20 protein-coding genes and 1 other RNA gene are annotated in these 22,958 nt (G+C 72.6%); 16 read left to right on the top strand and 5 right to left on the bottom strand.

Features of this window, described 5'->3' with window-relative positions; genetic code table 11:
- Window position 1: 1 nt before the first annotated feature.
- Genes EIM48_RS01960 through EIM48_RS01945 form a run of 4 tightly spaced genes read right to left on the bottom strand, consistent with a single transcriptional unit; the run spans window position 2 to window position 4,779 of the window.
- A complete protein-coding gene (locus tag EIM48_RS01960) occupies window positions 2–1,168 on the bottom strand; it encodes an aminotransferase class I/II-fold pyridoxal phosphate-dependent enzyme (protein WP_019397182.1) in 1,167 nt (388 codons plus the stop codon).
- 37 nt (window positions 1,169–1,205) lie between these two features.
- Window positions 1,206–2,597, bottom strand: a complete 1,392-nt coding sequence (locus EIM48_RS01955) for an FAD-linked oxidase C-terminal domain-containing protein (protein WP_125110977.1) — start codon at window positions 2,595–2,597, stop codon at window positions 1,206–1,208.
- A gap of 30 nt (window positions 2,598–2,627) precedes the next feature.
- Window positions 2,628–3,026, bottom strand: coding sequence for a YraN family protein (locus tag EIM48_RS01950; protein WP_019397180.1), 399 nt, complete (start codon window positions 3,024–3,026; stop codon window positions 2,628–2,630).
- Between the two features lie 10 nt (window positions 3,027–3,036).
- Window positions 3,037–4,779, bottom strand: a complete 1,743-nt coding sequence (locus tag EIM48_RS01945) for a penicillin-binding protein activator (RefSeq protein ID WP_084220894.1) — start codon at window positions 4,777–4,779, stop codon at window positions 3,037–3,039.
- Window positions 4,780–4,852: 73 nt separating this feature from the next.
- Here EIM48_RS01945 and rsmI point away from each other — a divergent pair, with 73 nt between their 5' ends.
- The 15 genes from rsmI to ftsA all read left to right on the top strand — a co-directional run bounded on the left by rsmI (window position 4,853) and on the right by ftsA (window position 21,191).
- Window positions 4,853–5,683, top strand: coding sequence for a 16S rRNA (cytidine(1402)-2'-O)-methyltransferase (gene rsmI / locus EIM48_RS01940; RefSeq protein WP_125110976.1), 831 nt, complete (start codon window positions 4,853–4,855; stop codon window positions 5,681–5,683).
- A gap of 281 nt (window positions 5,684–5,964) precedes the next feature.
- An RNA gene (gene rnpB, locus EIM48_RS01935) (RNase P RNA component class A) lies at window positions 5,965–6,328 on the top strand.
- Between the two features lie 405 nt (window positions 6,329–6,733).
- Window positions 6,734–7,180 (top strand): division/cell wall cluster transcriptional repressor MraZ, encoded by a 447-nt coding sequence (gene mraZ / locus EIM48_RS01930; RefSeq protein ID WP_019398571.1) that lies wholly within the window; start codon window positions 6,734–6,736, stop codon window positions 7,178–7,180.
- Window positions 7,181–7,194: 14 nt separating this feature from the next.
- Complete coding sequence (gene rsmH / locus EIM48_RS01925; protein ID WP_125110975.1) at window positions 7,195–8,169, top strand: 16S rRNA (cytosine(1402)-N(4))-methyltransferase RsmH; 975 nt, start codon at window positions 7,195–7,197, stop codon at window positions 8,167–8,169.
- A complete protein-coding gene (gene ftsL / locus EIM48_RS01920) occupies window positions 8,166–8,429 on the top strand; it encodes a cell division protein FtsL (RefSeq protein ID WP_019398569.1) in 264 nt (87 codons plus the stop codon). The genes rsmH and ftsL overlap by 4 nt, the downstream gene beginning before the upstream one ends.
- Window positions 8,426–10,246 carry a penicillin-binding protein 2 gene (locus tag EIM48_RS01915; protein WP_019398568.1) on the top strand — a complete coding sequence of 607 codons (1,821 nt, stop codon included), beginning with the start codon at window positions 8,426–8,428 and terminating at the stop codon, window positions 10,244–10,246. The genes ftsL and EIM48_RS01915 overlap by 4 nt, the downstream gene beginning before the upstream one ends.
- A complete protein-coding gene (locus EIM48_RS01910; protein ID WP_026010510.1) occupies window positions 10,243–11,730 on the top strand; it encodes a UDP-N-acetylmuramoyl-L-alanyl-D-glutamate--2,6-diaminopimelate ligase in 1,488 nt (495 codons plus the stop codon). The genes EIM48_RS01915 and EIM48_RS01910 overlap by 4 nt, the downstream gene beginning before the upstream one ends.
- Window positions 11,727–13,142: a UDP-N-acetylmuramoyl-tripeptide--D-alanyl-D-alanine ligase gene (murF, locus tag EIM48_RS01905; protein WP_125110974.1), complete on the top strand. Its 1,416-nt coding sequence runs from the start codon at window positions 11,727–11,729 to the stop codon at window positions 13,140–13,142. Before EIM48_RS01910 ends, murF begins: the two co-directional genes overlap by 4 nt.
- Entirely contained in the window at window positions 13,132–14,217 is a 1,086-nt protein-coding gene (gene mraY / locus EIM48_RS01900; RefSeq protein WP_028915946.1) for a phospho-N-acetylmuramoyl-pentapeptide-transferase, read from the top strand. The genes murF and mraY overlap by 11 nt, the downstream gene beginning before the upstream one ends.
- Window positions 14,217–15,539, top strand: a complete 1,323-nt coding sequence (gene ftsW, locus EIM48_RS01895) for a putative lipid II flippase FtsW (RefSeq protein ID WP_125110973.1) — start codon at window positions 14,217–14,219, stop codon at window positions 15,537–15,539. The genes mraY and ftsW overlap by 1 nt, the downstream gene beginning before the upstream one ends.
- Window positions 15,536–16,657 carry an undecaprenyldiphospho-muramoylpentapeptide beta-N-acetylglucosaminyltransferase gene (gene murG, locus EIM48_RS01890; protein WP_125110972.1) on the top strand — a complete coding sequence of 374 codons (1,122 nt, stop codon included), beginning with the start codon at window positions 15,536–15,538 and terminating at the stop codon, window positions 16,655–16,657. Before ftsW ends, murG begins: the two co-directional genes overlap by 4 nt.
- On the top strand, window positions 16,654–18,093 hold the full coding sequence (gene murC, locus EIM48_RS01885) for a UDP-N-acetylmuramate--L-alanine ligase (protein ID WP_028915943.1): 1,440 nt from the start codon (window positions 16,654–16,656) through the stop codon (window positions 18,091–18,093). The genes murG and murC overlap by 4 nt, the downstream gene beginning before the upstream one ends.
- Window positions 18,090–19,031 carry a D-alanine--D-alanine ligase gene (locus EIM48_RS01880; RefSeq protein ID WP_125110971.1) on the top strand — a complete coding sequence of 314 codons (942 nt, stop codon included), beginning with the start codon at window positions 18,090–18,092 and terminating at the stop codon, window positions 19,029–19,031. Before murC ends, EIM48_RS01880 begins: the two co-directional genes overlap by 4 nt.
- Before the next feature lie 151 nt (window positions 19,032–19,182).
- Window positions 19,183–19,959 (top strand): cell division protein FtsQ/DivIB, encoded by a 777-nt coding sequence (locus EIM48_RS01875; protein WP_125110970.1) that lies wholly within the window; start codon window positions 19,183–19,185, stop codon window positions 19,957–19,959.
- Window positions 19,956–21,191: a cell division protein FtsA gene (gene ftsA / locus EIM48_RS01870; protein WP_019398559.1), complete on the top strand. Its 1,236-nt coding sequence runs from the start codon at window positions 19,956–19,958 to the stop codon at window positions 21,189–21,191. Before EIM48_RS01875 ends, ftsA begins: the two co-directional genes overlap by 4 nt.
- A gap of 66 nt (window positions 21,192–21,257) precedes the next feature.
- Here the strand turns inward: ftsA and EIM48_RS01865 are convergent, their stop codons facing one another.
- Entirely contained in the window at window positions 21,258–21,446 is a 189-nt protein-coding gene (locus tag EIM48_RS01865) for a hypothetical protein (protein WP_125110969.1), read from the bottom strand.
- Window positions 21,447–21,476: 30 nt separating this feature from the next.
- Between EIM48_RS01865 and ftsZ the strand changes: the two genes are divergently transcribed.
- Entirely contained in the window at window positions 21,477–22,721 is a 1,245-nt protein-coding gene (gene ftsZ / locus EIM48_RS01860; RefSeq protein WP_125110968.1) for a cell division protein FtsZ, read from the top strand.
- Window positions 22,722–22,958 lie beyond the last annotated feature (237 nt).

Below are 22,958 nucleotides of genomic sequence, written 5' to 3'. Positions count from 1 at the left end.
CTCAGCCGCGTGCATCCACCGCCGCGGCCATGCGCCGCACGGCTTCCTCCAGCAATGGGCGGGGCATGGCGAAGTTGAGCCGCACATGGCCTTCGCCGCCTGCGCCGCATTCGGCGCCATCGGTCAGCGCGACCTGGGCGTGGCGGCGGAAGAACTGCGCCGGTGGCTGGTCCAGGCCCAGCGCGCGGCAGTCCAGCCAGGCCAGGTAGGTGCCCTGCGGGGCGATGTAGCCGACCCGCGGCAGCAGTTGGGCCAGCAGCCGGCCCAGCAGGTCGCGGTTGCCGCGCAGGTAGTCCAGCACCGCCAGCCGCCAGGGATCGCCCTCGCGCCAGGCCGCGGTGTGCGCGACCACGCCCAGGGTGGCGGTGCTGTTGCCGGCGAAGTGGCCGATGCGCCGCCACACCTCCAGGTCGGCAGGGTTGGTGAACACCAGTTGCGCGCATTTCATCCCGGCCAGGTTCCAGGCCTTGGACGCGGAAACAGCGGTGATCGCCTGGCGTGCGGCTTCCCCGCCGAGCGAGGCATAGGGCACGTGCTGCGCGCCGGGATACACCAGTGGCGCATGGATCTCGTCGGCGAACACGCGCGCGTCGTGGCGGGCGACGACCGCGGCGATGCGCTCCAGCTCCTTGCGCGGGTAGACCTTGCCGATCGGGTTATGCGGATTGCACAGCAGCAGCATGCGCGCGCCGCCGGCCAGCGCGGCCTCCAGCGCGTCCTCGTCCAGCGTCCACTCGTCCCGGCCGCGGTGCATGGGCACCGGCACCACCGGGTTGCCGAGCAGCTCCAGCAGCGGCACGAACGGCATGTAGCACGGCATCGGCAACGCCACCGGCGCGCCCGCCGGCAGGAAGTGGCGCAGCGTGATCTCCAGCGCGGCCAGCACGTCCGGTACCGCGCGCACCTGCGCAGGCTCCACCTCCCAGCCATGGTGTGCGCGCTGCCACTGCGCGCAGGCTTCGGCCAGGGCGCGCACCGGCGCGGCGGAGAGGTAGCCGAGCTGGCCGGCTTCCACCGCATCGTGTAGCGCCTGGCGGATCGGCGCGGCCACGCCGAAGTCCATTTCCGCGACGAAGGCGCCGATGCAGTCGGGGAAGGCGCGCCACTTCAGGCCGCCGGCCTGGCGCAACTGCCCGATGGTGATGCGGTCGAACTGGCTGGTGTCCACGCGTGCTCCTTGCCGGCCAACGATTGCGGGTGCTGTTTCAGCCGTGCGCCGGAGGCAGCACCTTGCCCGGGTTGAGGATGCCATCCGGATCCAGCGCCGCCTTCACTGCGCGCATCGCCGCCAGGGTGGCCGCGTCGAAGGCGCGGTCCATCCAGTCGCGCTTGGCCACGCCGATGCCGTGCTCGCCCGACAGCGTGCCGCCCAGGGCGATCACCTGCGCGAACAGCGCCTCCAGCGCCGCATGCGCGCGCGCGTCCTCGTCCGGGTCCTCCGGGTGGTACATGATGTTGACGTGCAGGTTGCCGTTGCCGGCATGGCCGAAGGCCACGATCGGCAGCGCATGCTCCGCCGACAGCGCCTCGACCGCGGCGACCAGGTCGGGGATGCGCGACACCGGCACCACCACGTCCTCGTTGATCTTGCCCGGCGCGATGCTGCGCAGCGCCGGGGAGAGCGCGCGCCGCGCGGCCCACAGGCGGTCGCGTGCGGCGCCGTCCATGGCCACGTCCAGCGACAGCAGGCCTTCGCCTCCGGCGGCATCGGCCAGCGCCTGCAATGCAAGCGGCAGGGTGTCCTCGTCGCCGTCGGCCTCGACCAGCAGCATGGCGCCCGCGTCCGGCACGTCCGTGCCGTTGCGGCGGAGCAGGGCGATCGCACTGCGGTCCATGAACTCGAGCATCGCCGGCACCTGCGGCTGGCGCATCAGCCGCGAGACCGCCGCGGCGGCGCCGGCCGCGTCGCGGTAGAACACGCGCAGGCCGGCCTGCGCCTTCGGTCGCGGCAGCAGGCGCAGGGTGGCTTCGACGATCAGGGCCAGGGTGCCTTCGCTGCCGACGATCAGGTGGGTGAGGTCGTAGCCGGTGGCGTCCTTGGTCCAGGGGCCGCCGCAGCGGATGACCTCGCCGGTGCCGGTCACCGCCGCCAGGCCCAGCACGTTGTCGCGGGTGGTGCCGTATTTCACCGCGCGCGGGCCGCCGGCATTGCAGGCGAGGTTGCCGCCGATGGTGCAACGCTCGGCGCTGGAGGGATCCGGCGCCCAGAACAGGCCGTGCGACTGCAGTGCCTGCTGCAGGTCGCCGTTGAGCACGCCGGGCTGGACCACCGCGCAGCGGTCGTCGGGGCGGATGTCGAGGATCCGGTCCATGCGCGCGAACGAGACCACCACGCCGCCGGCGAACGGCACCGCGCCGGCGGCGGTGCCGGTGCCGGCGCCGCGCGCGACCACCGGCACGCGATGTGCGCGGCAGGCGCGCACGACCGCGGCCACCTGTGCCGTGTCGGCGGGCACCGCAACCGCATCGGGCAGGGCCTGGCGCCGCGAATCATCCTCGCCGTGGGCGCGGCGCGCGGCCTCGTCGGTGCGCCAGCCCTGCGGGCCGAGCAGGGCGGAAAGTTCGGCGTCCAGCGCCGCGGGCAGGGCGGTTGTCATCCCGGGATTGTAGGCCGCAGGCATGGCGGCTCAGGCATCGTCCGCGCGGAACGCATCCTTGAGCCAGCGGATCGAGGGCGCCGCCGGATCGCCGCTGGCCTCGGCCACGTCGAAGCGGCAGGGGCAGTCCGCCAGCCGTGGATGGCCGGCCAGGTACAGCTGCGCGGCGCGGACCAGGCGCCGGCGCTTGCCGGCATCGACCGAGGCCAAGCCGCCACCGAAGGCGGAGCCGGCGCGGTAGCGCACCTCGACGAACACCACGGTGGCGCCGTCGCGCATCACCAGGTCGAGCTCGCCGCCGCGGTAGCCGACATTGCGGTCCAGCGTACGCAGGCCGGCGGCTTCCAGCCGCGTCCGCACCGCGGCCTCCACCTGGGCACCGCGGGCGCGGCGGTCGACCTGTCCGGAGCCCGTCCCTGGGCGCCGCATGGGGCCGGCCTCAGTTCCCCAGCGGGACCGGCTGGCCGCCGCTGAAGGTGGCCCAGGCCGGCTGCCGCACCACGTTGCCGAAGCCATCCAGGCGCAGGTCGCCGGTGGCGCCGCGCAGCTGGCCGTTGGTGCCGGACAGCAGGCTTTCCAGGTAGGCGCTGATGCGCCAGGCGTCGTAGCCGAAGGCGAACAGGCGCGCGGCCGGGCCGCGTGCGGTCGGCAGCATCTCCGCCGCGCGGCTGGCGCCGGGCAGGCCGGTGGTGCCGCGGGTCGCCCAGGCCTCGGTGGGATAGACGATGCCGTCGAGCACCGCGTCCTCCTCGGCGCGACCGGTGCCGGAGGCCAGCTGCGAGGTGCCGACCCGGGTGCGCGCAGCGAACCCGGCCAGCGCCAGCTGCGGCGCCAGCGCCCGCGCCTGCGGGCCGCGCACCGCCAGGAACACGCTGTCCGCGCCGGCGGCCGCGGCCTCGACCAGGGCGGCACCAAGGTCGCCCGGCTGCTCGCCCACCGACAGGGTGGCGGCGATGTGGCCGCCGCGGTCGGCCAGCCGGCTGCGGAAGGCTTCCACCGCGCGCAGCGCGTTCTCGTCGGTGCCCGCCAGCACCAGCACGTTGCGGCGCTCGCGCGCCAGCAGGTAGTCCGCGGCCGCCAGGCCATCGTCCTCCGGCGCCAGCGAGAACATCGCATGGCCCGGCGGCGGCGGCGCGTCGCCGCGGTTCAGCGCCAGGCTCGGGACTTCCAGTGCCTGCCCGCGGAACACCGCGCCGACCTCGTCGCGGCCCAGCGGCCCGACCACGAAGTCGCTGCCCTCGGCCACCGCGCGCGCATAGGCCGCCTGGGCGCCGGCGGGCGTGCCGGCGGTGTCGTAGAACACGACCTCCGGGCGCTGCCGGGTTTCGCCGTAGTAGCCGGCCAGCAGGCCATCGCGCACCGGCGCGGCGGCGGTGGCCAGCGGTCCGCTCAGCGGCAGCAGCACCGCCAGGCGGCGCGGCGGGCGGTAGCCGTCGGCGGCGGCCGGCGGGCGCGAGTCGAAATTCCAGCCCTCGCCCGGATCCAGCGGGCGCGGCAGCGGCAGGCCGCGCTGCACCATGGCCCGGGCGGCAAACTTGTACAGCGGATCGCCGGCCGGCAGCGCGGCGGCGAATGCGCCCAGGCCGGCGTCGTCCAGCGTGCCCAGCAGGCGGTCGATCTGGCGGCGGTTCTCCAGCCGCGCCTCGCCGGCCAGGCCGGCGTCGGCGCGGGCGCGCGCCGCGGCGGCGCCGCGCGCGTCGTTGCCTGCCTCCAGCGCGGCCGCGCGGGCCAGCTGCCAGCGCGGCTGCAGCGCCGCCGGCAGCGTGGCCGGATCGCCGCCGGCCAGCGCGGCGGCGGCCTCGGCCGGGCGTCCGTCCTGGATGGCCAGTTCGGCGCCAAGCAGGGCCAGGCGGCCGCGGCTGGCGCCGGCCACCCTGCGCGCGTCGACCTGGGCCAGCAGGCTGCGCGCGCGCGCCGCGTCGCCGGCCTCGTGCCAGGCGAAGGCGGCATCGGCGAGCAGGGCCTCGCGGCGGGCGCCGCTGGCGGCCTGCGCCTGCGCCTCCAGCCGGGTCGCGGCTTCGCGGGCCTGTCCCTGCTCCAGCAGGGCGAGGGCCGCGGCATGCTCCGGCGCGGAGGTGGTGGCCGGGACGCTGGCGCAACCGGCGGCCAGCAGCGCGGCCAGGCCGGTGGCGAGCAGGCGCGGGCGGAAGGACGGGGACTTCGACGTCGCGGGAATCGGCATATCCATCCGTTGGGCCGGAGGCGGTTCGGAAAGGGCTTAGGATTCTACCTTTCCCCCGCTGCCCGGACCCGTGATGCCCTCCGCCACCCTGCATGTCGTCGCCACGCCCATCGGCAACCTCGGCGATCTTTCGCCGCGGGCGCAGCAGGTGCTGCGCGAGGTGGCGGCGATCTGCGCCGAGGACACCCGCCGCAGCGGCCAGCTGCTGGCGCACTTCGGCATTTCCACTCCGCTGGTCGCGCTGCACGAGCACAACGAGCCGCAGATGGCCGAGCGCCTGGTGGCGCGGTTGCTGGCCGGCGAGTCGCTGGCCCTGGTCAGCGATGCCGGCACGCCGCTGGTCAGCGATCCGGGGTTCCGCCTGGTGCGTGCCGCGCGCGCGGCCGGGGTGAAGGTCAGCCCGGTGCCAGGGCCCTCGGCGCTGATTGCCGCGCTGAGCGTGGCCGGGCTGCCCAGCGACCGCTTCGCCTTCGAGGGCTTCCTGCCGGCCAAGGCCAGCGCCCGCCGCGAGCGCCTGGCGGCGCTGGCCGGGGAGCCGCGCACCCTGGTGTTCTACGAGTCCTCGCACCGGATCGAGGAGTCGCTGGCCGACCTGCGCCAGGCTTTCGGCGAGGAGCGTCCGGCGGTGCTGGCGCGGGAACTGACCAAGCTGTTCGAGACCGTGCTCGACGGCACCCTGGCCGAGCTGCACCGGCGGGTGCAGGACGATCCGGACCAGCGCAAGGGCGAGTTCGTGCTGGTGGTGCAGGGCGTGGGCGAGGATGCCGACGCCAGGCTGGCCGAAGGTCGCCGCGTCCACGCCATCCTGGCCAGGCAGCTGCCGCCATCGACCGCGGCCAAGCTGGCCGCGGAGATCACCGGCGCACCGCGCAAGGCGCTCTACGGCGCCGGCCCCGGGGAGTAAGCCGCGGCTGCGTGCAGGGCTGGAGGAGCGGCCGCAAGTCGCCGGCTCCGGGCGGAGCCGCGGCGCTCCGGAACCGGGTTACCCCGCTGCACGCCCCCCGGCCGGGTACACATATGCATGTACGCCCCTCCTTGCCACCGCTCCGTTCGCCCCAGGCCCCCTTGGTAAGGGGGCCGCCGCGGCAGCGGCGGGGGATTGGAGGTGAAGATTCGCGGGGCCCGCGCTTTGCTTCAGCAAAGCGTGGGGTATTCGTACGGCGAAGCCGTAGAATACGTCCCCGCGGAGTCGGCCAGACAGTCGCGTCATGCGCAAGCATGCCGAGGAAAGTCCGGGCTCCACAGGGCACGGTGCCAGGTAACGCCTGGGCGGCGCGAGCCGACGGAAAGTGCAACAGAGAGCAGACCGCCGATGGCCCGGAGCCCGCAAGGGCGAAGGGATCAGGCAAGGGTGAAACGGTGCGGTAAGAGCGCACCGCGAGCCTGGCAACAGGCCGGCACGGCAAACCCCACCGGGAGCAAGACCAAATAGGGAGACGATGCCGTGGCCCGCGGTGTCTCCGGGTAGGTTGCTTGAGCGTCGCGGTGACGCGGCGCCTAGAGGAATGACTGTCCACGACAGAACCCGGCTTATCGGCCGGCTCCGCCCCCATCCCGCCCCGCCTCCTGTCCGGGGGCGGGGCCATGTCTGATGCCCCTACCTTTCCGTCCCCCGGAGCAGGCATCCCATCGCCTGGGATGCCTGCCTTGCGCAATTCGCGCAAATTGCCCGGTTTCCGCACCGGGGCGTATGCCGGCCGGCCATCAGGGCTCCACGCGGCCTTAACAGGTCCCGCAAACCGCCCAATCTCAAAATTTGAGACTAAACAGCGACTTGTGGAAAACCTTTGAACTTGTCTGTGAACATCTTCGCAAGCCATTGACGCGACAGGCGATTTCGCGCTCCACAGCCTGTTGACAACCCTGTTGGCGGTGCTAAGGTGGGCGCCAGTGGGAAAACCGGGAGTTTCGTGGTTTTCCGTGGATAGCCCCAGCAGCCGATGCGGGTAGCGAAGTGTTCCAAGGCGAGACCGCCATCACAGTGGACGACAAGGGACGGGTGGCCATTCCCACGGCCTACCGTGACCTGGTCGCGCGCGAGTGCGGCAACCGCCTGGTGATCACCTACAACCCGTTCGAGGCCGGCTCGCTCTACCTGTACCCGTACAAGGAGTGGGAGCGGGTGCGCGACGAGGTCAACAAGCTGCCCAGCACCCGTGCCGCGCACCGCCAGCTGCAGCTGAAGCTGGTCGGCGCCGCCACCCCGGTGGAGCTGGACGGCAATGGCCGCATTTCCATTCCCGCCAGCCACCGCGCGGCGGTCGGCATCGAGAAGAAGGCGGTACTGCTGGGCATGGGCGACAAGTTCGAACTGTGGAGCGAGCAGGCACACCACGCCCAGATCCAGCGGACCCTGTCCGACGAGGACTTGAGCGAGCACATGCTCGACCTGAGGTTGTGATGGCGGGGGACCGGATGCGGACTGCGCAGCCCGGCCACCCTGCGGACCCGTCGGCGCCGGCGGCACATCTGCCGGTGCTGTTCGCCGAGGTACTGGAGGGCCTGCGCGTGTTGCCCGATGGCCGCTACCTGGACGGCACCTTCGGTCGCGGCGGCCATGCGCGCGGCGTGCTGGAGCGACTCGGTCCGGGAGGCCGCCTGCTGCTGATGGACAAGGATCCCGAAGCGATCGCGGTGGCCGAGGCCGGCTTCGGTGGCGATCCGCGCGTGTCGATCCGCCGCGGCAGCTTCGCCGGCATGGCGCAGTGGGACGAGGCGCGCGAGCTGGACGGCATCCTGCTGGACCTGGGCGTGTCCTCGCCGCAGCTGGACGTGGCCGAGCGCGGCTTTTCCTTCGGCAAGGACGGCCCGCTGGACATGCGCATGGACCCCGACTCGGGCGAGAGTGCTGCCGAGTGGCTGGCGCGCGCCGACGAGCGCGAGATCGCCGAGGTCCTGTGGACCTATGGCGAGGAGAAGCAGAGCCGGCGCATCGCCCGTGCGATCGTGGCCGCGCGCGCGCAGGAGCCGATCACCCGCACCGCGCAGCTGGCGAACCTGATCGCCGGCGTGGTGCCGCGCGGCAAGGACAGGAGCCACCCGGCGACCCGCAGCTTCCAGGCCATCCGCATCCACATCAACCGCGAGCTGGCCGACCTGGAGGCCGGGCTGGACGCGGCCCTGGCCGCGCTGCGCCCGGGCGGGCGGCTGGCGGTGATCAGCTTCCACTCGCTGGAAGACCGCATGGTCAAGCAGTTCATCGCCCGCCATGCCAAGGCCCCGCCGGCCAACCGCCGGCTGCCGGAGGCGCAGGCGTTCGTGCCGGCGCTGGCCGCCCTGGGCGGCGCGATCCGCGCCGGCGAGGAAGAGCTGCAGGTGAACGCGCGCGCGCGCAGCGCGGTGCTGCGCGTGGCCGAGAAGCTGGACGGGCAGGGGAGGCGCGCGGCATGACCCGCTTCCTGGTCGCCATCCTGCTGCTGGCCACGGTCGCCACCGGCATCGCCGTGGTCTACGAGCGCTACCGCCACCGCCAGCTGTTCGTCGAGCTGACCCGGCTGGAGCGGCAGCGCGACGAGCTCAACATCGAATTCGGCCGCCTGCAGCTGGAGCAGGCGACCTGGGCCCAGGCCAACCGCATCGACCAGGTCGCGCGCGAGCGCTTGGGCATGAAGTTCCCCGAGGCCGAGGACATCGTGGTGGTGCGCCCATGAGCGAGCGCCGCCCGGTCCGCAACCGCAACCGCGCCCCGTTCAACCTGCGGGGCCGGATGCTGCTGGTCGGCGTCGCCCTGGGCCTGTGCTCGGTGGCGCTGGTCGGCCGTGCGGCCTGGGTGCAGCTGGTGGACGCGGAGTTCTACCAGCGCCAGGGCGAGGCGCGCTTCGTGCGCGAGATCCCGATCCCGACCTCGCGCGGCATGATCACCGACCGCAACGGCGAGCCGCTGGCGGTGTCCACCCCGGTGGAGTCGATCTGGGCCAACCCGCAGGAGCTGCTGCGCTACCCCGAGCGCCTGCCGGAGCTGGCCAAGGCCCTGGACGTGCCGCTGGACCAGCTGACCACGCGCCTGTCCCAGCGCGCGGACAAGGAGTTCGTCTACCTCAAGCGCCGGATCAACCCGGACCAGGCCAAGGCGATCCTCGCCCACAACATCCCGGGCGTGGCTTCGCAGCGCGAGTTCCGCCGCTTCTACCCGCAGGGCGAGGCGATGGCCCACGTGCTGGGCTTCACCAACATCGACGACCGCGGCCAGGAAGGCCTGGAGCTGGCGTTCGACGAATGGCTGCGCGGCAAGCCCGGCGCCAAGCGCGTGATCCGCGACCGCCACGGCCGCATCGTCGAGAACATCGACCTGGTGCGCCCGGCCGAGCCGGGCAAGGACCTGGTGCTGAGCATCGACCGCCGCATCCAGTTCCTCGCCTACCGCGAGCTGCGCCACGCGCTGGACCAGCACAAGGCCGCCAGCGGCTCGGCGGTGGTGCTGGACGTGGCCACCGGCGAAGTGCTGGCGATGGTCAACCTGCCCAGCTACAACCCCAACGCGGTCACCGGCAACCCGGACAGCCGCCGCAACCGCGTGGTCACCGACCTGATCGAGCCGGGCTCGACCATGAAGCCGATCACCGCGGCCGCGGCGCTGGCCGCCGGCAAGGTGCATCCGGGCACCAAGTTCGACACCAGCCCCGGCTACATGGGCCTGGGCCGCTTCACCATCCGCGACCACCGCAACTACGGCGTGCTGGACGTCACCGGCATCATCACCAAGAGCTCGAACCTGGGCGCGGTGATGCTGTCGCAGCAGCTGAGCGACCAGTACTTCTACGACTTCGTGCGCGGCTTCGGCTTCGGCAGCCCGCCGCGCAGCGGCTTCCCGGGCGAGGCCGCCGGCGTGCTGCGCCCGCCGGCGCGCTGGGACGGCCTGACCAAGGCCACCATGTCCTACGGCTATGGCCTGTCGGTCACGCCGCTGCAGATCGCGCAGGCCTATGCCGCGCTGGGCAACCACGGCCGCCTGATCACCCCGACCTTCGTCAAGGGCCAGATCAACGAGCCGCGCCAGGTGGTGCCGCCGGAAATCGCCGACCAGGTCGTGCGCATGATGCAGACCGTGACCGAGCCGGGCGGCACCGCCACCCAGGCCGCGATCCTCGGCTACCACGTCGCCGGCAAGACCGGCACCGCGCGCCAGGCCGCCGCCGGCGGCTATTCGCGCCGCTACACCACCACCTTCGCCGGACTGGTTCCGGCGTCCAACCCGCGCTTCGCCACCGTGGTCGTGATCAACGACCCGCAGGCCGGCTCCTACTACGCCGGCCTGGTCTCCGGCCCCGTGTTCCGCGCGGTGATGGAAGACGCGCTGCGGGTGATGGACGTGCCGCCGGACGACATCGAGACCTGGCTGGCGGCGCAGGCCAAGGGCGAGGCCAAGCGCCAGGCGGCGCTGCCGCCGCTGCCGGAGGCGATCGACGACCCGGGCGCCGAGGACCCGACCCTGCCACCGGCGATGTCCGGCACCGGGGGGCTGCCATGAGCCGCTCCATGCTCCTGTCGCGCCTGCTGCCCGACGTCGCGCTGCCGCGCGACATCGCCGTTTCCGGGCTGGTGATGGACAGCCGCAAGGTACGCCCGGGCGATGCCTTCGTGGCGATCGCCGGCTTCGGCACCCACGGCCTGGCCTTCGCCGCGCAGGCGCGCGAGGCGGGCGCCGCGGCGATCCTGTTCGAACCGCCGGCCCCGGCCGAATCCCCCGCGCCGGAGGACGCGATCCCGGTGCCGGGCCTGCGCTCGCGCCTGGGCGCGATGGCCGACCTGTTCCACGGCCATCCCTCGCACGCGATGGCCATGGTCGGGGTCACCGGCACCAACGGCAAGACGTCCACCGTGCAGCTGCTGGCCCAGGCCTGGCACCAGCGTGGCCTGCGCGCCGGCAGCATCGGCACCCTGGGCGCCGGCCTGCACGGGCAGGTGCGACCGACCGGCTTCACCACGCCGCTGGTGCTGGACATGCACGCCCTGCTGGGCGAGCTGCGCGACGCCGGCGCCGAGGCGGTGGCGATGGAGGTCAGCTCGCATGCCCTGGACCAGGGCCGGGTGGACGGCGTGCACTACGACGTGGCGGTGTTCACCAACCTCACCCGCGACCACCTCGACTACCACGGCGACATGGCCAGCTACGGCGCGGCCAAGTCGAAGCTGTTCTTCCGCGAGGGGCTCAAGGCCGCGGTGCTGAACCTGGACGACGACTACGCGCGGGCGCTGGCCGCGCGGCTTCCGGCCGGGGTGCGCGTGGTCGGGGTCAGTTCGCGCGGCCGCGAGGATGCGAGCCTGCAGGCGCGCGCGCTGCAGTTCGACGCGCGCGGCATCGGCTTCGAACTGTACGACGGCCACGAGGCGTACCCGGTGCGGTCGCCGCTGCTGGGCAGGTTCAACGTCGACAACCTGCTGGCGGTGGGCGGCGTGCTGCACGCGCTGGGCGACGGCGCGGCGGGCGTGGCCGCGGTCCTGTCGCGGCTGCAGCCGGTGGCCGGGCGCATGAACCGCCTCGGCGGCGACGGCGTGCGCCCGCTGGTGGTGATCGACTACGCCCACACCCCCGACGCGCTGGAGCAGGCGCTGTCCAGCCTGCGCGCGCATGCCGGCGCGCGGCTGGCCTGTGTGTTCGGCTGCGGCGGCGAGCGCGACCGCGGCAAGCGCCCGATGATGGCGCGCATCGCCGAACGGTACGCCGACCAGGTCATCGTCACCGACGACAACCCGCGCGGCGAGGATGGCGACGCGATCGTCGCCGGGATCATGGCCGGCTTCGCCGCGCCCGAAGCGGTGCAGGTGGAGCGCGACCGCGCGCAGGCCATCGCCCGCGCCATCGCCCGGGCCGGCGCACAGGACGTGGTCCTGGTCGCCGGCAAGGGGCACGAGCCTTACCAGGAGATCGCCGGCGTGCGGCATCCCTTTGACGATACCGAGGTGGCGCGCGCCGCCCTGGACGCGTGGAGCGCGGCGGAGGTGCAGGCATGAAGCGCACCCCGCTTTCCCTGCTCGCGCACTGGGCCGGCGGCGAGCTGCACGGCCCGGACGCGGCCGTCGACGCCATCGTCCACGACACCCGCGCGCTGCAGCCCGGCAGCCTGTACCTGGCCCTGCGCGGCGAGCGCTTCGACGGCCACGACTTCGCCGCCGACGCCCTGGCGCGCGGCGCGGTCGCGCTGCTGGTCGAACGCCTGCTGGACGTTGATGCACCGCAGGTGCTGGTCGAGAACAGCGAGCTTGCGCTGGCGCGGATCGCAGCCGGCATGCAGCGCGGCCGCGACGCGAAGGTGGTGGCCATCACCGGCAGCAACGGCAAGACCAGCGTGAAGACCCTGGTGCTGTCGGTGCTCCGGCAGGCCGGCCACGCCTACGCCAACCCGGGCAACCGCAACAACGAGATCGGCCTGCCGCTGGCGGTGATCGACGCCCCGGAGGACGCCGACTTCGCCATCTACGAGATGGGCGCCGGCAAGCCGGGCGACATCGCCTACCTGACCGACATCGCCCGCCCGGACGTGTCCGTGGTCAACAACATCGCCCCGGCCCACCTGGAGCGGATGGGCGACCTGCTGGGCGTGGCCACCACCAAGGGCGCGATCTACGCCGCGCTGCCGGCCGGCGGCACCGCGGTGGTCAACGCCGACGATGCCTTCGGTGCCTGGTTCGAGCAGCAGGTGGTGCGCGCCGCCGAAACCGGCCGCCGCCTGCTGCGCTTCGGCCTGGACGCCAGCGCCGAGGTGACCGCGCGCGAGGTCCAGGTGGGCGCGGACGGCAGCCGCTTCGTGCTGGCCACGCCACAGGGCGAGGCCGCGATCGAGCTGGCGCTGCCGGGCCGCCACAACGTGCGCAACGCGCTGGCCGCCGCCGCGATCGGCCTGGCCTGCGGCGTGCCGCTGGCGGCGATCGCCGAGGGCCTGGCGCAGGCGCGGCCGGTGGCCGGCCGCCAGGTCGCGCATGGCCTGGCGGGCGGGGTGGTGCTGGTGGACGACAGCTACAACGCCAACCCCGGCTCGGTGGCCGCGGCGATCGACGCCCTGGCCGCCAGCGGCGACGAGGCCTGGCTGGTGCTGGGGGACATGCGCGAGCTGGGCCCGGAGGCCGCGGCGCTGCATGCCGACGCCGGCTTGCGCGCGCGCCAGGCCGGCATCGCCCGGCTGTATGCGCTGGGCGAACTGAGCGCCCATGCCGCGCGTGCCTTCGGCGCGGAAGGCCGCCATTTCGACAGCCACCAGGCGCTTGCGGCGGCCATCGCCGCGGACCTGGCGGCATGCGCGCCGGCGGATGCGGCCGGCGCCGAAGGACGGCGCCTGCGGGTGCTGGTGAAAGGGTCGCGCGGCAGCGCGATGGACCGGATCGTGAACGCGCTGCTGGCGCAGGGAGACGCTACGCATGCTGCTTGAACTGGCGCGCTGGCTGCAGGGCCTGGAGAACTTCTTCGGGCTGTTCGCCTATCTGACCTTCCGCGGCATCCTCGCTGCACTGACGGCGCTGTTCCTGTCGCTGTGGCTGGGCCCGGCGGTGATCCGCAAGCTCGGCCAGCTCAAGGGCGGCCAGCCGATCCGCAAGGACGGCCCGCAGTCGCACTTCTCCAAGGCCGGCACCCCGACCATGGGCGGCTCCATGATCCTGATCACCGTCATGCTGGCGGTGCTGATGTGGGGCGACCTGCGCAACAAGTACGTGTGGACCGTGCTGCTGGTGATGCTGGCCTTCGGCGCGATCGGCTGGTACGACGACTGGATCAAGATCGTCAAGCGCGATCCCAACGGCCTGAAGTCGCGCTGGAAGTACCTGCTGCAGTCGGTCTTCGGCCTGGCCGCCGGCCTTTACCTGTACCTGTATGCCGACGTGCCGGCGGCCACCACCTTCTACGTGCCGCTGTTCAAGTCGATCGCGCTGCCGCTGGTGGGCATCTCGTTCGTGGCCATCGCCTACTTCTGGATCGTGGGCTTCTCCAACGCGGTCAACCTGACCGACGGCCTGGACGGCCTGGCGATCATGCCCACCGTGCTGGTGGCCGTGGGCCTTGGCGTGTTCGCCTACGCCTCCGGCCACGCCGTGTTCGCCAACTACCTGCAGATCCCGCAGGTGCCGGGCGCGGGCGAGCTGGTGATCATCTGCGCGGCGATCGCCGGCGCGGGCCTGGGCTTCCTCTGGTTCAACACCTACCCGGCGATGGTGTTCATGGGCGACATCGGCGCGCTGGCGCTGGGCGCCGTGCTCGGCACCATCGCGGTGATCGTGCGCCAGGAACTGGTGCTGGTGGTGATGGGCGGCATCTTCGTCATCGAGACCCTGTCGGTGATGATCCAGGTCGCCAGCTTCAAGCTCACCGGCAAGCGCGTGTTCCGCATGGCGCCCATCCACCACCACTTCGAGCTCAAGGGCTGGCCGGAGCCGCGCGTGATCGTGCGCTTCTGGATCATCTCGGTGGTGCTGGTCCTGGTCGGCCTGGCGACGTTGAAGGTGCGCTGATGAACGACCTGTCCCGCCAGGCGACCCGGCTGGAGGCCATCGGCGGCCGCTACGACCCGTGGCTGTGCTTCGCCGTGCTGGCGCTCGGCAGCCTGGGCGTGGTGATGGTCGCCTCGGCCTCGATCGCCATCGCCGAGAACCTGGGCGCGGGGCCGTTCCACTACCTGGTCAGGCACGTGCTGTTCGTGATGATCGGCGCGGTGCTGGCGGTGGTGGCCATGCGCACCGAGCTGAAGCTGGTGGAGAAGTACAACCAGCAGCTGCTGCTGTGCTGCTTCCTGCTGCTGCTGCTGCCGTGGCTGCCGGGGCTGGGCGTGAGCGTCAACGGCGCCCGCCGCTGGATCAACCTGGGCCTGTCCCGCTTCCAGGTGGTGGAGGCGGTGAAGGTCATCTACATCGTGTGGCTGGCCAGCTACCTGGTGCGCTTCCGCGACGAGGTCAACGCCACCTGGCCGGCGATGCTCAAGCCGCTGGGCGTGGCGGTGCTGCTGGTCGGCATGCTGTTGGCGCAGCCGGACTTCGGCTCGGCCACCCTGCTGCTGGGCATCACCGCCGGCATGCTGGTACTGGGCGGCGTCAACCTGCCGCGCATGTCCGCGCCCATCCTGGTGCTGCTGCCGGCGCTGGTGGCGATCGCGATCATCGAGCCGTACCGCCTGCGCCGCATCACCTCGTTCATGGACCCCTGGCAGGACCAGCTCGGCGCCGGCTACCAGCTGTCCAACGCGCTGATGGCCGTGGGCCGCGGCGAGTGGTTCGGCGTGGGCCTGGGCGCCTCGGTGCAGAAGCTCAACTACCTGCCGGAGGCGCATACCGACTTCATCTTCTCGGTCATCGCCGAGGAGCTGGGCTTCGTCGGCGTGTGCGGCGTCATCGGCCTGTACGTGCTGCTGGTCGGCCGCGCCCTGTACATCGGCATGAAGTGCGTGGAGATGCGCCGCCACTTCGCCGGCTACATCGCCTTCGGCGTCGGCCTGTGGCTGGGCATGCAGAGCTTCGTCTCGATCGGCGTGAACCTGGGCCTGCTGCCGACCAAGGGCCTGACCCTGCCGCTGATCTCCTCCGGCGGCTCCAGCGTGATGATGACCTGCGCGGCGATCGGCCTGCTGCTGCGCGTCTCCTACGAGCTGGAGCGCGCCGAGCGCCAGGTGGCGCGCCTGCGTCCGGAATCGATCGTGCCGGTGGCCGCCGCGGACGCCCCGGCGGCGCCTTCCGCACCGCTGGCCGCGCGCCCGGCGCCGCCGCGCACCACCCCGCGCGCCACCCCGGCCGGCGGCCGCGGCACCTCGCGCGTGGAACCGACCTTCGGAGGCTTCGCATGAGCGGCGCCGTGCATGTTCCCGCGCAGGAGCGCCCGGTCATGCTGATGGCCGGCGGCACCGGCGGCCACATCTTCCCGGCGCTGGCCGTGGCCCATGAGCTGCGCGCCATGGGCGTGCCGGTGACCTGGCTGGGTGCAGCCGGCGCGATGGAGACGCGCCTGGTGCCGCAACACGGCATCCAGATCGACACCCTGCCGGTGGCCGGTGTGCGCGGCAAGGGCGGGGCCACCCTGCTGGCCGCGCCGCTGCGCCTGCTGCGTGCGGTGCGCGCCGCGTCCGCGGTGCTACGCCAGCGCCGGCCGCGCGCGGTGATCGGCTTCGGCGGCTTCGCCTCCGGCCCCGGCGGCCTGGCCGCGCGCCTGGCCGGCATCCCGCTGCTGGTGCACGAACAGAACCGCGCGCCCGGCATGACCAACCGCGTGCTGGCGCGCCTGGCGCGCCGCACCCTGTCCGGCTTACCCGGCGCGTTCGCGCGCGAGGAAGTGGTCGGCAACCCGGTGCGCGAGGCGATCGCCGCGCTGCCGGAACCGCAGCAGCGCCTGGCCGGCCGCAGCGGCCCGCTGCGCCTGCTGGTGCTGGGCGGCAGCCAGGGGGCGCGCGCGCTCAACGAGGCGGTGCCGGTGGCGCTGGCGGCGCTGGCCGACGTGGCCATCGAGGTGCGCCACCAGTGCGGCGAGCGCCTGCGCGAGGAGGCCCATGCGGCCTACGCCGCCGCAGGCGTGCAGGCCAGCGTGGAGGCGTTCATTGCCGACATGGCCGCGGCCTACGCCTGGGCCGACCTGGTCGTGTGCCGCGCCGGCGCCTCGACCCTGGCCGAACTGTGCGCCGCCGGCGTGGGCAGCGTGCTGGTGCCGTTCGCCGCCGCGGTGGACGACCACCAGACCCGCAACGCCGAATACCTGGTCGAGCACGGCGCCGCGCTGCTGTTCAAGCAGGGCGAGGGCCTGGCCGCGAACCTGGAGTCGGCGCTGCGCGCGCTGGCCGCCGATCCGCAGCGCCGCCTGGCCATGGCCGTGGCCGCGCGCGGCCTGGCCCGTCCCGATGCCGCCCGGCACATCGCCGGGATCGTGCTCGAAGAGGCCCTTCCTTCCCCCCGATCCCCTGGAGTTTCCGCATGATCCGCCGCCTCCACGACACCGACAACCTGGTGCGCGCGTTCCCGCGCGTGCACTTCGTCGGCATCGGCGGCACCGGCATGAGCGGCATCGCCGAAGTGATGCTGACGCTGGGCTACGAGGTGTCCGGTTCGGACGCCGCCGAGAACGCCGCCACCCGGCGCCTGGCCGGCCTGGGCGCGCGCATCGTGCGCGGCCACTCGGCCGCCAACGTACTGGGCACCGACTGCGTGGTGGTGTCCTCCGCCATCCGCGAGGACAACCCCGAACTGATGGAAGCGCGCAGCCAGCGCATCCCGGTGGTGCCGCGCGCGGCGATGCTGGCCGAGCTGATGCGCTTCCGCCGTGGCATCGCCGTCGCCGGCACCCACGGCAAGACCACCACCACCTCGCTGACCGCGGCGGTGCTGAGCGAAGGCGGACTGGATCCGACCTTCGTGATCGGCGGCCAGCTGCTGGCGGCCGGCGCCAACGCCAAGCTGGGCGGCGGCCAGTGGCTGGTGGCCGAGGCCGACGAGAGCGACGGCAGCTTCCTGCGCCTGAACCCGCTGATCGCGGTGATCACCAACATCGACGCCGACCACCTGGAGAACTACGGCGGCGACTTCGCGCGCCTGCGCTCGGCCTTCGCCGAGCTGCTGCAGCGCCTGCCGTTCTACGGCCTGGCGGTGCTGTGCATCGACGATCCGGAAGTGGCCAGCCTGGCCGCGGAAACCCCGCGCCACGTGATGACCTACGGCACCGCCGAGAATGCCGACGTGCGCGCCGAGGACATCGTCCAGGAAGGCGCGCGCATGCGCTTCACCCTGCGCCTGCCGGAGGGCGTGAGCGTGCCGGTGAGCCTGGCCCTGCCGGGCCGGCACAACGTGCTCAACGCGCTGGCCGCGGCCGCGGTCGGCTGGCAGCTGGGCGTGGCGCCGCAGGCGATCGCGGCGGCGCTGGAGAAGTTCGCCGGCATCGGCCGCCGCTTCAACGACCTGGGCGAGGTCACCACTGCCTCCGGGGCGAAGGTGCGGGTGGTCGATGACTACGGCCACCATCCGCGCGAACTGGCCGCGGTGTTCGCCGCCGCGCGCGGCGGCTGGCCGGACAAGCGCCTGGTGGTGGCGTTCCAGCCGCACCGCTACACCCGCACCCGCGACCAGTTCGATGCCTTCGCCGCGGTGCTGTCGGAAGCCGACGCGCTGGTGCTCAGCGAGGTCTACCCGGCAGGCGAGCAGCCGATCCCCGGCGCCGATTCGCGCGCCCTGGCCCGCGCCATCCGTGCCCGCGGCCGCAGCGAGCCGGTGGTGGTGGGGCGCGCGGCCGAGCTGCGCGAGGTCCTGCCGGACGTGCTCCAGGACGGCGACCTGCTGCTGATGATGGGCGCCGGCGACATCGGCTACATCGCCCAGCAGGTGGCGGCCGAGGGCTTCCTCGGCAAGGGAGGCAAGGCATGAGCGCGACCGCCCTGCCGCCGCCGCGCTTCGCCGACCCGGCCGTGTTCGGCCGCGTCGCCGTGCTGATGGGCGGTACCAGCTCCGAGCGTGAGGTCTCGCTGAATTCCGGCAGCAACGTGCTGGAGGCGCTGCGCGTCCGCGGGATCGACGCGCAGCCGGTGGACGGCATCCCCGCGCTGGTGGAGGCCCTGGCGCAGGAGCGCTTCGACCGCGTGTTCAACATCCTGCACGGCGGCGACGGCGAGAACGGCGTGGTCCAGGGCCTGCTGCAGGGGCTGGGCGTGCCGTACACCGGCCCCGGCGTGCTGGGCAGCGCGCTGACCATGGACAAGATCCGCACCAAGCTGCTGTGGATCGCCGCCGGCCTGCCGACCGCGCGCTTCGTGCGCATCCCCGCCGGCGGCGACCTGGCCGCCGCGGTGCGCGAGCTGGGCCTGCCGGTGTTCGTGAAGCCTTCCTGCGAAGGTTCCAGCGTCGGCGTGTTCCCGATCCGCTCGGAGGATGAGCTGGCGCCGGCGCTGGAATTCGCCGCCGGCTACGAGGGCGAGCTGCTGGCCGAGCAGATGCTGACCGGTGGCGAGTACACCGTGGGCATCCTCGGCGAGGTGGCCCTGCCCAGCATCCGCATCGTCCCGGCCTCCGGCTGGTACGACTACCACGCCAAGTACATCGCCGAGGACACCCAGTACCTGTGCCCCGGCCTGCAGGGCGGGGAGGAAGCGCAGATCCGCGCCCTGGCGCTGGAAGGCTTCCGCGCCGCCGGCTGCAGCGGCTGGGGCCGGGTGGACGTCATGCGCCACGCCGACGGCCGCTTCATGCTGATGGAGGTCAACACCGCACCGGGCATGACCAGCCACTCGCTGGTGCCCAAGGCCGCGGCCCAGCTGGGCATCGGCTTCGAGGAACTGTGCTGGCGGATCCTGGAGCAGACGGTATGAAAAAGCCGGGATTCGTGATCCGGGATTGGGGATTCGTGGAAGCGGCGTCGCGCCGTGCTGGCCGTCTGTCGGCCCGGCTTCGCGTGGCTGTTGCTTTTTCGAATCCCCAATCCCCAATCCCGAATCCCACGGAAGACCGGAGGTCTTCCGCATGAACGCCCTGCTGCGCATCTGCGCCTGGCTGCTGGCGCTGGCGCTGGTCGCGCTGCCGGTGGTGGCCGTGCTCAACGGCTGGGTCGGCGCCGAGCGCTGGCCGCTGTCGCGGCTGCGCGTGACCGGGCAGTTCGAGCGGGTGCAGGCCGAGCAGCTGCGCGCGGCGGTGGCGCCGTACGCGCGCGCCGGCTACTTCGCGGTGCGGCTGGAGGACGCGCAGCGGGAGGTGGAACGCCTGCCGTGGGTGGAGAGCGCCCACGTGAGCAAGCAGTGGCCGGACGTGCTGGAGGTGAGCGTGGTCGAGCACCGGCCGTTCGCGCACTGGGGCGAGGACCGCATGCTTTCCGAGCGCGGCCACCTGTTCCCGCGCCCGGCCGACCTGGCCGATGCGCGCCTGCCGCACCTGGACGGCCCGGACGCGCGCACCGCGGACGTGGTCGAGGTCTATACGCAGAGCCAGTCGCTGTTCGCGCCGCTGGGCTACCACGTCACCCACGTCGCGGTGGACGCGCGTGGCAGCTGGTCGCTGGCGCTGGACAACGGCACCGAGGTGCTGGTCGGCCGCGACGACGCGCAGGCGCGCCTGCAGCGCTTCGCCCGCGTGCTGCCGCAGCTGCTCGCCGGCCAGGCGCGCCCGCTGGAGCGCGCCGACCTCCGCTACACCAACGGCTTCACCCTCGCATGGGGGCAGCCGCGTACCTCTTCCCATCCTCCTTCTGCGCTCCCGCGGGCCCTGGCCGCGCGGACGCAGGCAGCACAGGCGAGCAGTACATGAACCGCAAAGGCGACAAGTCCCTCATCGTCGGCCTCGACATCGGCACATCCAAGGTGGTGGCGCTGGTGGGCGAGTATTCGCCGGGCAACCCGATCGAGGTGATCGGCATCGGCTCGCACGAGTCGCGCGGGCTCAAGCGCGGCGTGGTGGTCGACATCGAGTCCACCGTGCAGTCGATCCAGCGCGCGGTCGAGGAGGCCGAGCTGATGGCCGGCTGCGAGATCCGCTCGGTGTACGCCTCGATCTCCGGCAACCACGTGCAGTGCAAGAACTCGCCGGGCATCGTCCCGATCCGCGAGGGCGAGGTGACCTGGCAGGACCTGGACCGGGTGCTCGACGCGGCCAAGGCGGTGGCGATTCCGGCCGACCAGCGCATCCTGCACGCGATCCCGCGCGAGTACGTGCTGGACGACTCCCAGGAGGGCATCCGCAACCCGGTCGGCATGACCGGCGTGCGCCTGGAGGTGCACGCGCACCTGGTGACCTGCGCGCAGTCGGCGGCGCAGAACATCACCAAGTGCGTGCAGCGCTGCGGCCTGCAGGTGGACGACCTGATCCTGTCCTCGCTGGGCTCCTCGGTGGCGGTGCTGACCGCCGACGAGCGCGAGCTGGGCGTGGTCCTGGTCGACATGGGCGCCGGCACCACCGACATCGCGGTGTTCGTGCAGGGCGCGATCTGCCACACCGCCTCGCTGCCGATCGCCGGCGACCACGTCACCAACGACATCGCGCACATGCTGCGCACCCCGACCCCGGAGGCCGAGCAGATCAAGGTGCGCTACGGCTGCGCCCTGGCCCAGCTGGCCACCGCCGAGGAAAGCATCCAGGTGCCGTCGGTTGGCGACCGTCCGCCGCGGCGCATGCCGCGCGCCTCGCTGGCGCAGGCGGTGCAGGGTCGCTACGAGGAAATCTTCGAGATGGTCCAGGCCGAGCTGCGCCGCTCCGGTTTCGAGGAACTGGTGCGCGCCGGCATGGTCCTGACCGGCGGCGCTTCGAAGATGGAAGGCGTGATCGAACTGGCCGAGGAAATGCTGCAGATGCCGGTGCGCATCGGCATCCCGCAGCACGTCTCCGGGCTGGGCGAGGTGGTGGGCAATCCGGTGCACGCCACCGGCGTGGGCCTGCTGCTGATGGGCAGCCAGATCGAGCACCCCCGGCGTCCCTCGCTGCCCAGCGGCCGCGCCGGCAGCTTCCTGAAGAAGCTGCGCAACTGGTACCGGGGGGAATTCTGATGGCCGGGGTCCGGGATTGGTGATCCGTGATTGGTAACAGCGCGGGTTGCCGGTCGTGGCACCGAATCACGGCCCGGTGGGTTTGGAAGCAGAGCGGAAGAAGTACGGCAGGAAGGCGGAAGGGAAGGCAGAAGGTAACTGGCAGTAACGGGCGTGGCGGCTCGGTGGATGCGGATCGACCACGCGGACAAGAAAACCAAGAAGAACGCCGGAGAAGGCGAGGGTGGATTCATCGAACCACGAATCCCGAATCACCAATCACGGCTCCACTAGAGGACAACGGACATGGCATGCTTTGAACTGATCGAGAAGATGGCTCCAAACGCGGTGATCAAGGTCATCGGCGTCGGCGGCGGCGGCGGCAACGCGGTCGCGCACATGGTCAACAGCAGCGTCGACGGCGTTGAATTCATCATCGCCAACACCGACTCGCAGGCGATCAAGAACTGCGGCGCCAAGCTGCAGCTGCAGCTCGGCAGCAACGTCACCAAGGGCCTGGGCGCGGGCGCCAACCCGGAGGTCGGCCGCCAGGCCGCGCTGGAGGACCGCGAGCAGATCATCGCCGCGCTGGAAGGCGCGGACATGGTGTTCATCACCGCCGGCATGGGCGGCGGCACCGGCACCGGCGCCGCGCCGGTGGTGGCGCAGCTGGCCAAGGAGATGGGCATCCTGACCGTGGCCGTGGTCACCAAGCCGTTCCCGTTCGAGGGCCGCCGCCGCATGCAGGTGGCGCTCAAGGGCATCGAGGAACTGAGCCAGCACTGCGACTCGCTGATCACCATCCCCAACGAGAAGCTGATCACCGTGCTTGGCCGCAACGCCACCATGGTGCAGGCCTTCCGCGCCGCCAACGACGTGCTGCAGGGCGCGGTGCAGGGCATCGCCGACCTGATCGTGCGCCCGGGCCTGATCAACGTCGACTTCGCCGACGTGCGCACCGTGATGTCCGAGATGGGCCTGGCGATGATGGGCACCGGCTCGGCCCGCGGTGACGACCGCGCCCAGGCCGCCGCCGAGGCCGCCATCCAGAACCCGCTGCTGGACGACGTCAACCTGGCTGGCGCCAACGGCATCCTGGTCAACATCACCGCCGGCCCGGACTTCACCATGGCCGAGTTCGACGAGATCGGCCGCTCCATCGAGGCCTTCGCCTCCGAGGACGCGACCGTCGTGGTCGGCACCGTGCTGGATCCGGACATGCAGGACGAGGTCCGCGTGACCGTGGTCGCCACCGGCCTGAACCGCGCCGCCGCCCGCCAGCCGGTGCGCGAGCGCGAATTCGGCGGCCGCGACCTGGGCATGCGCCAGGAAGCGCCGCGCCCGATGCGCGTGGTCCGCGACGGCACCACCGGCCTGCCGATCGACGACGGCTTCAACGCCGACCCGGTCGCCAACGCGGTCAACGTGCTGGGCCTGCGCCGTTCCGGCAGCGCCGCCGGTACCGCCGCCCCGGCCAGCACCCCGGCCGCCGCCGAGCTGCCCAGCGACTACCTGGACATCCCGGCGTTCCTGCGCCGCCAGGCCGACTGAGCAATACCCCCGAAGGCGGAACGCCATGTCCGCCGCCGGGGCTTGCCCCGGTGCCACCTACGTGGTGGCATCGCCGGGGCGCCGTGTGTCCTCACTGCTGCCGGGCCGCAAGGCCCGGCAGGTTTTGTGGCCGCGGCGCCGGGGATACCGGAAACCGCTGAAAAACCGCGCCGATGCGGGTTCCCCGCGGCCCCGCTGGGCCGGGGTTCATGCGGTCGCATGCTATTCTCGTCGCGC

Origin of the sequence: Pseudoxanthomonas sp. SGNA-20 (assembly GCF_003931635.1) — a bacterium.
Classification (GTDB): Bacteria; Pseudomonadota; Gammaproteobacteria; order Xanthomonadales; family Xanthomonadaceae; genus Pseudoxanthomonas.
This window is presented reverse-complemented; position numbering and strand designations above follow the sequence as displayed.

Coding starts and splice junctions, on each gene's coding strand:
- mraY (WP_028915946.1), top strand. CDS start 13,132: ATGCTGCTTGAACTGGCGCGCTGGCTGCAGGGCCTGGAGAACTTCTTC.
- EIM48_RS01875 (WP_125110970.1), top strand. CDS start 19,183: ATGAACGCCCTGCTGCGCATCTGCGCCTGGCTGCTGGCGCTGGCGCTG.
- EIM48_RS01950 (WP_019397180.1), bottom strand. CDS start 3,026: ATGCGGCGCCCAGGGACGGGCTCCGGACAGGTCGACCGCCGCGCCCGC.
- murF (WP_125110974.1), top strand. CDS start 11,727: ATGAAGCGCACCCCGCTTTCCCTGCTCGCGCACTGGGCCGGCGGCGAG.
- ftsL (WP_019398569.1), top strand. CDS start 8,166: ATGACCCGCTTCCTGGTCGCCATCCTGCTGCTGGCCACGGTCGCCACC.
- rsmI (WP_125110976.1), top strand. CDS start 4,853: ATGCCCTCCGCCACCCTGCATGTCGTCGCCACGCCCATCGGCAACCTC.
- murC (WP_028915943.1), top strand. CDS start 16,654: ATGATCCGCCGCCTCCACGACACCGACAACCTGGTGCGCGCGTTCCCG.
- ftsW (WP_125110973.1), top strand. CDS start 14,217: ATGAACGACCTGTCCCGCCAGGCGACCCGGCTGGAGGCCATCGGCGGC.
- rsmH (WP_125110975.1), top strand. CDS start 7,195: ATGCGGACTGCGCAGCCCGGCCACCCTGCGGACCCGTCGGCGCCGGCG.
- EIM48_RS01880 (WP_125110971.1), top strand. CDS start 18,090: ATGAGCGCGACCGCCCTGCCGCCGCCGCGCTTCGCCGACCCGGCCGTG.
- EIM48_RS01915 (WP_019398568.1), top strand. CDS start 8,426: ATGAGCGAGCGCCGCCCGGTCCGCAACCGCAACCGCGCCCCGTTCAAC.
- EIM48_RS01955 (WP_125110977.1), bottom strand. CDS start 2,597: ATGACAACCGCCCTGCCCGCGGCGCTGGACGCCGAACTTTCCGCCCTG.
- murG (WP_125110972.1), top strand. CDS start 15,536: ATGAGCGGCGCCGTGCATGTTCCCGCGCAGGAGCGCCCGGTCATGCTG.
- ftsZ (WP_125110968.1), top strand. CDS start 21,477: ATGGCATGCTTTGAACTGATCGAGAAGATGGCTCCAAACGCGGTGATC.
- EIM48_RS01945 (WP_084220894.1), bottom strand. CDS start 4,779: ATGCCGATTCCCGCGACGTCGAAGTCCCCGTCCTTCCGCCCGCGCCTG.
- EIM48_RS01910 (WP_026010510.1), top strand. CDS start 10,243: ATGAGCCGCTCCATGCTCCTGTCGCGCCTGCTGCCCGACGTCGCGCTG.
- ftsA (WP_019398559.1), top strand. CDS start 19,956: ATGAACCGCAAAGGCGACAAGTCCCTCATCGTCGGCCTCGACATCGGC.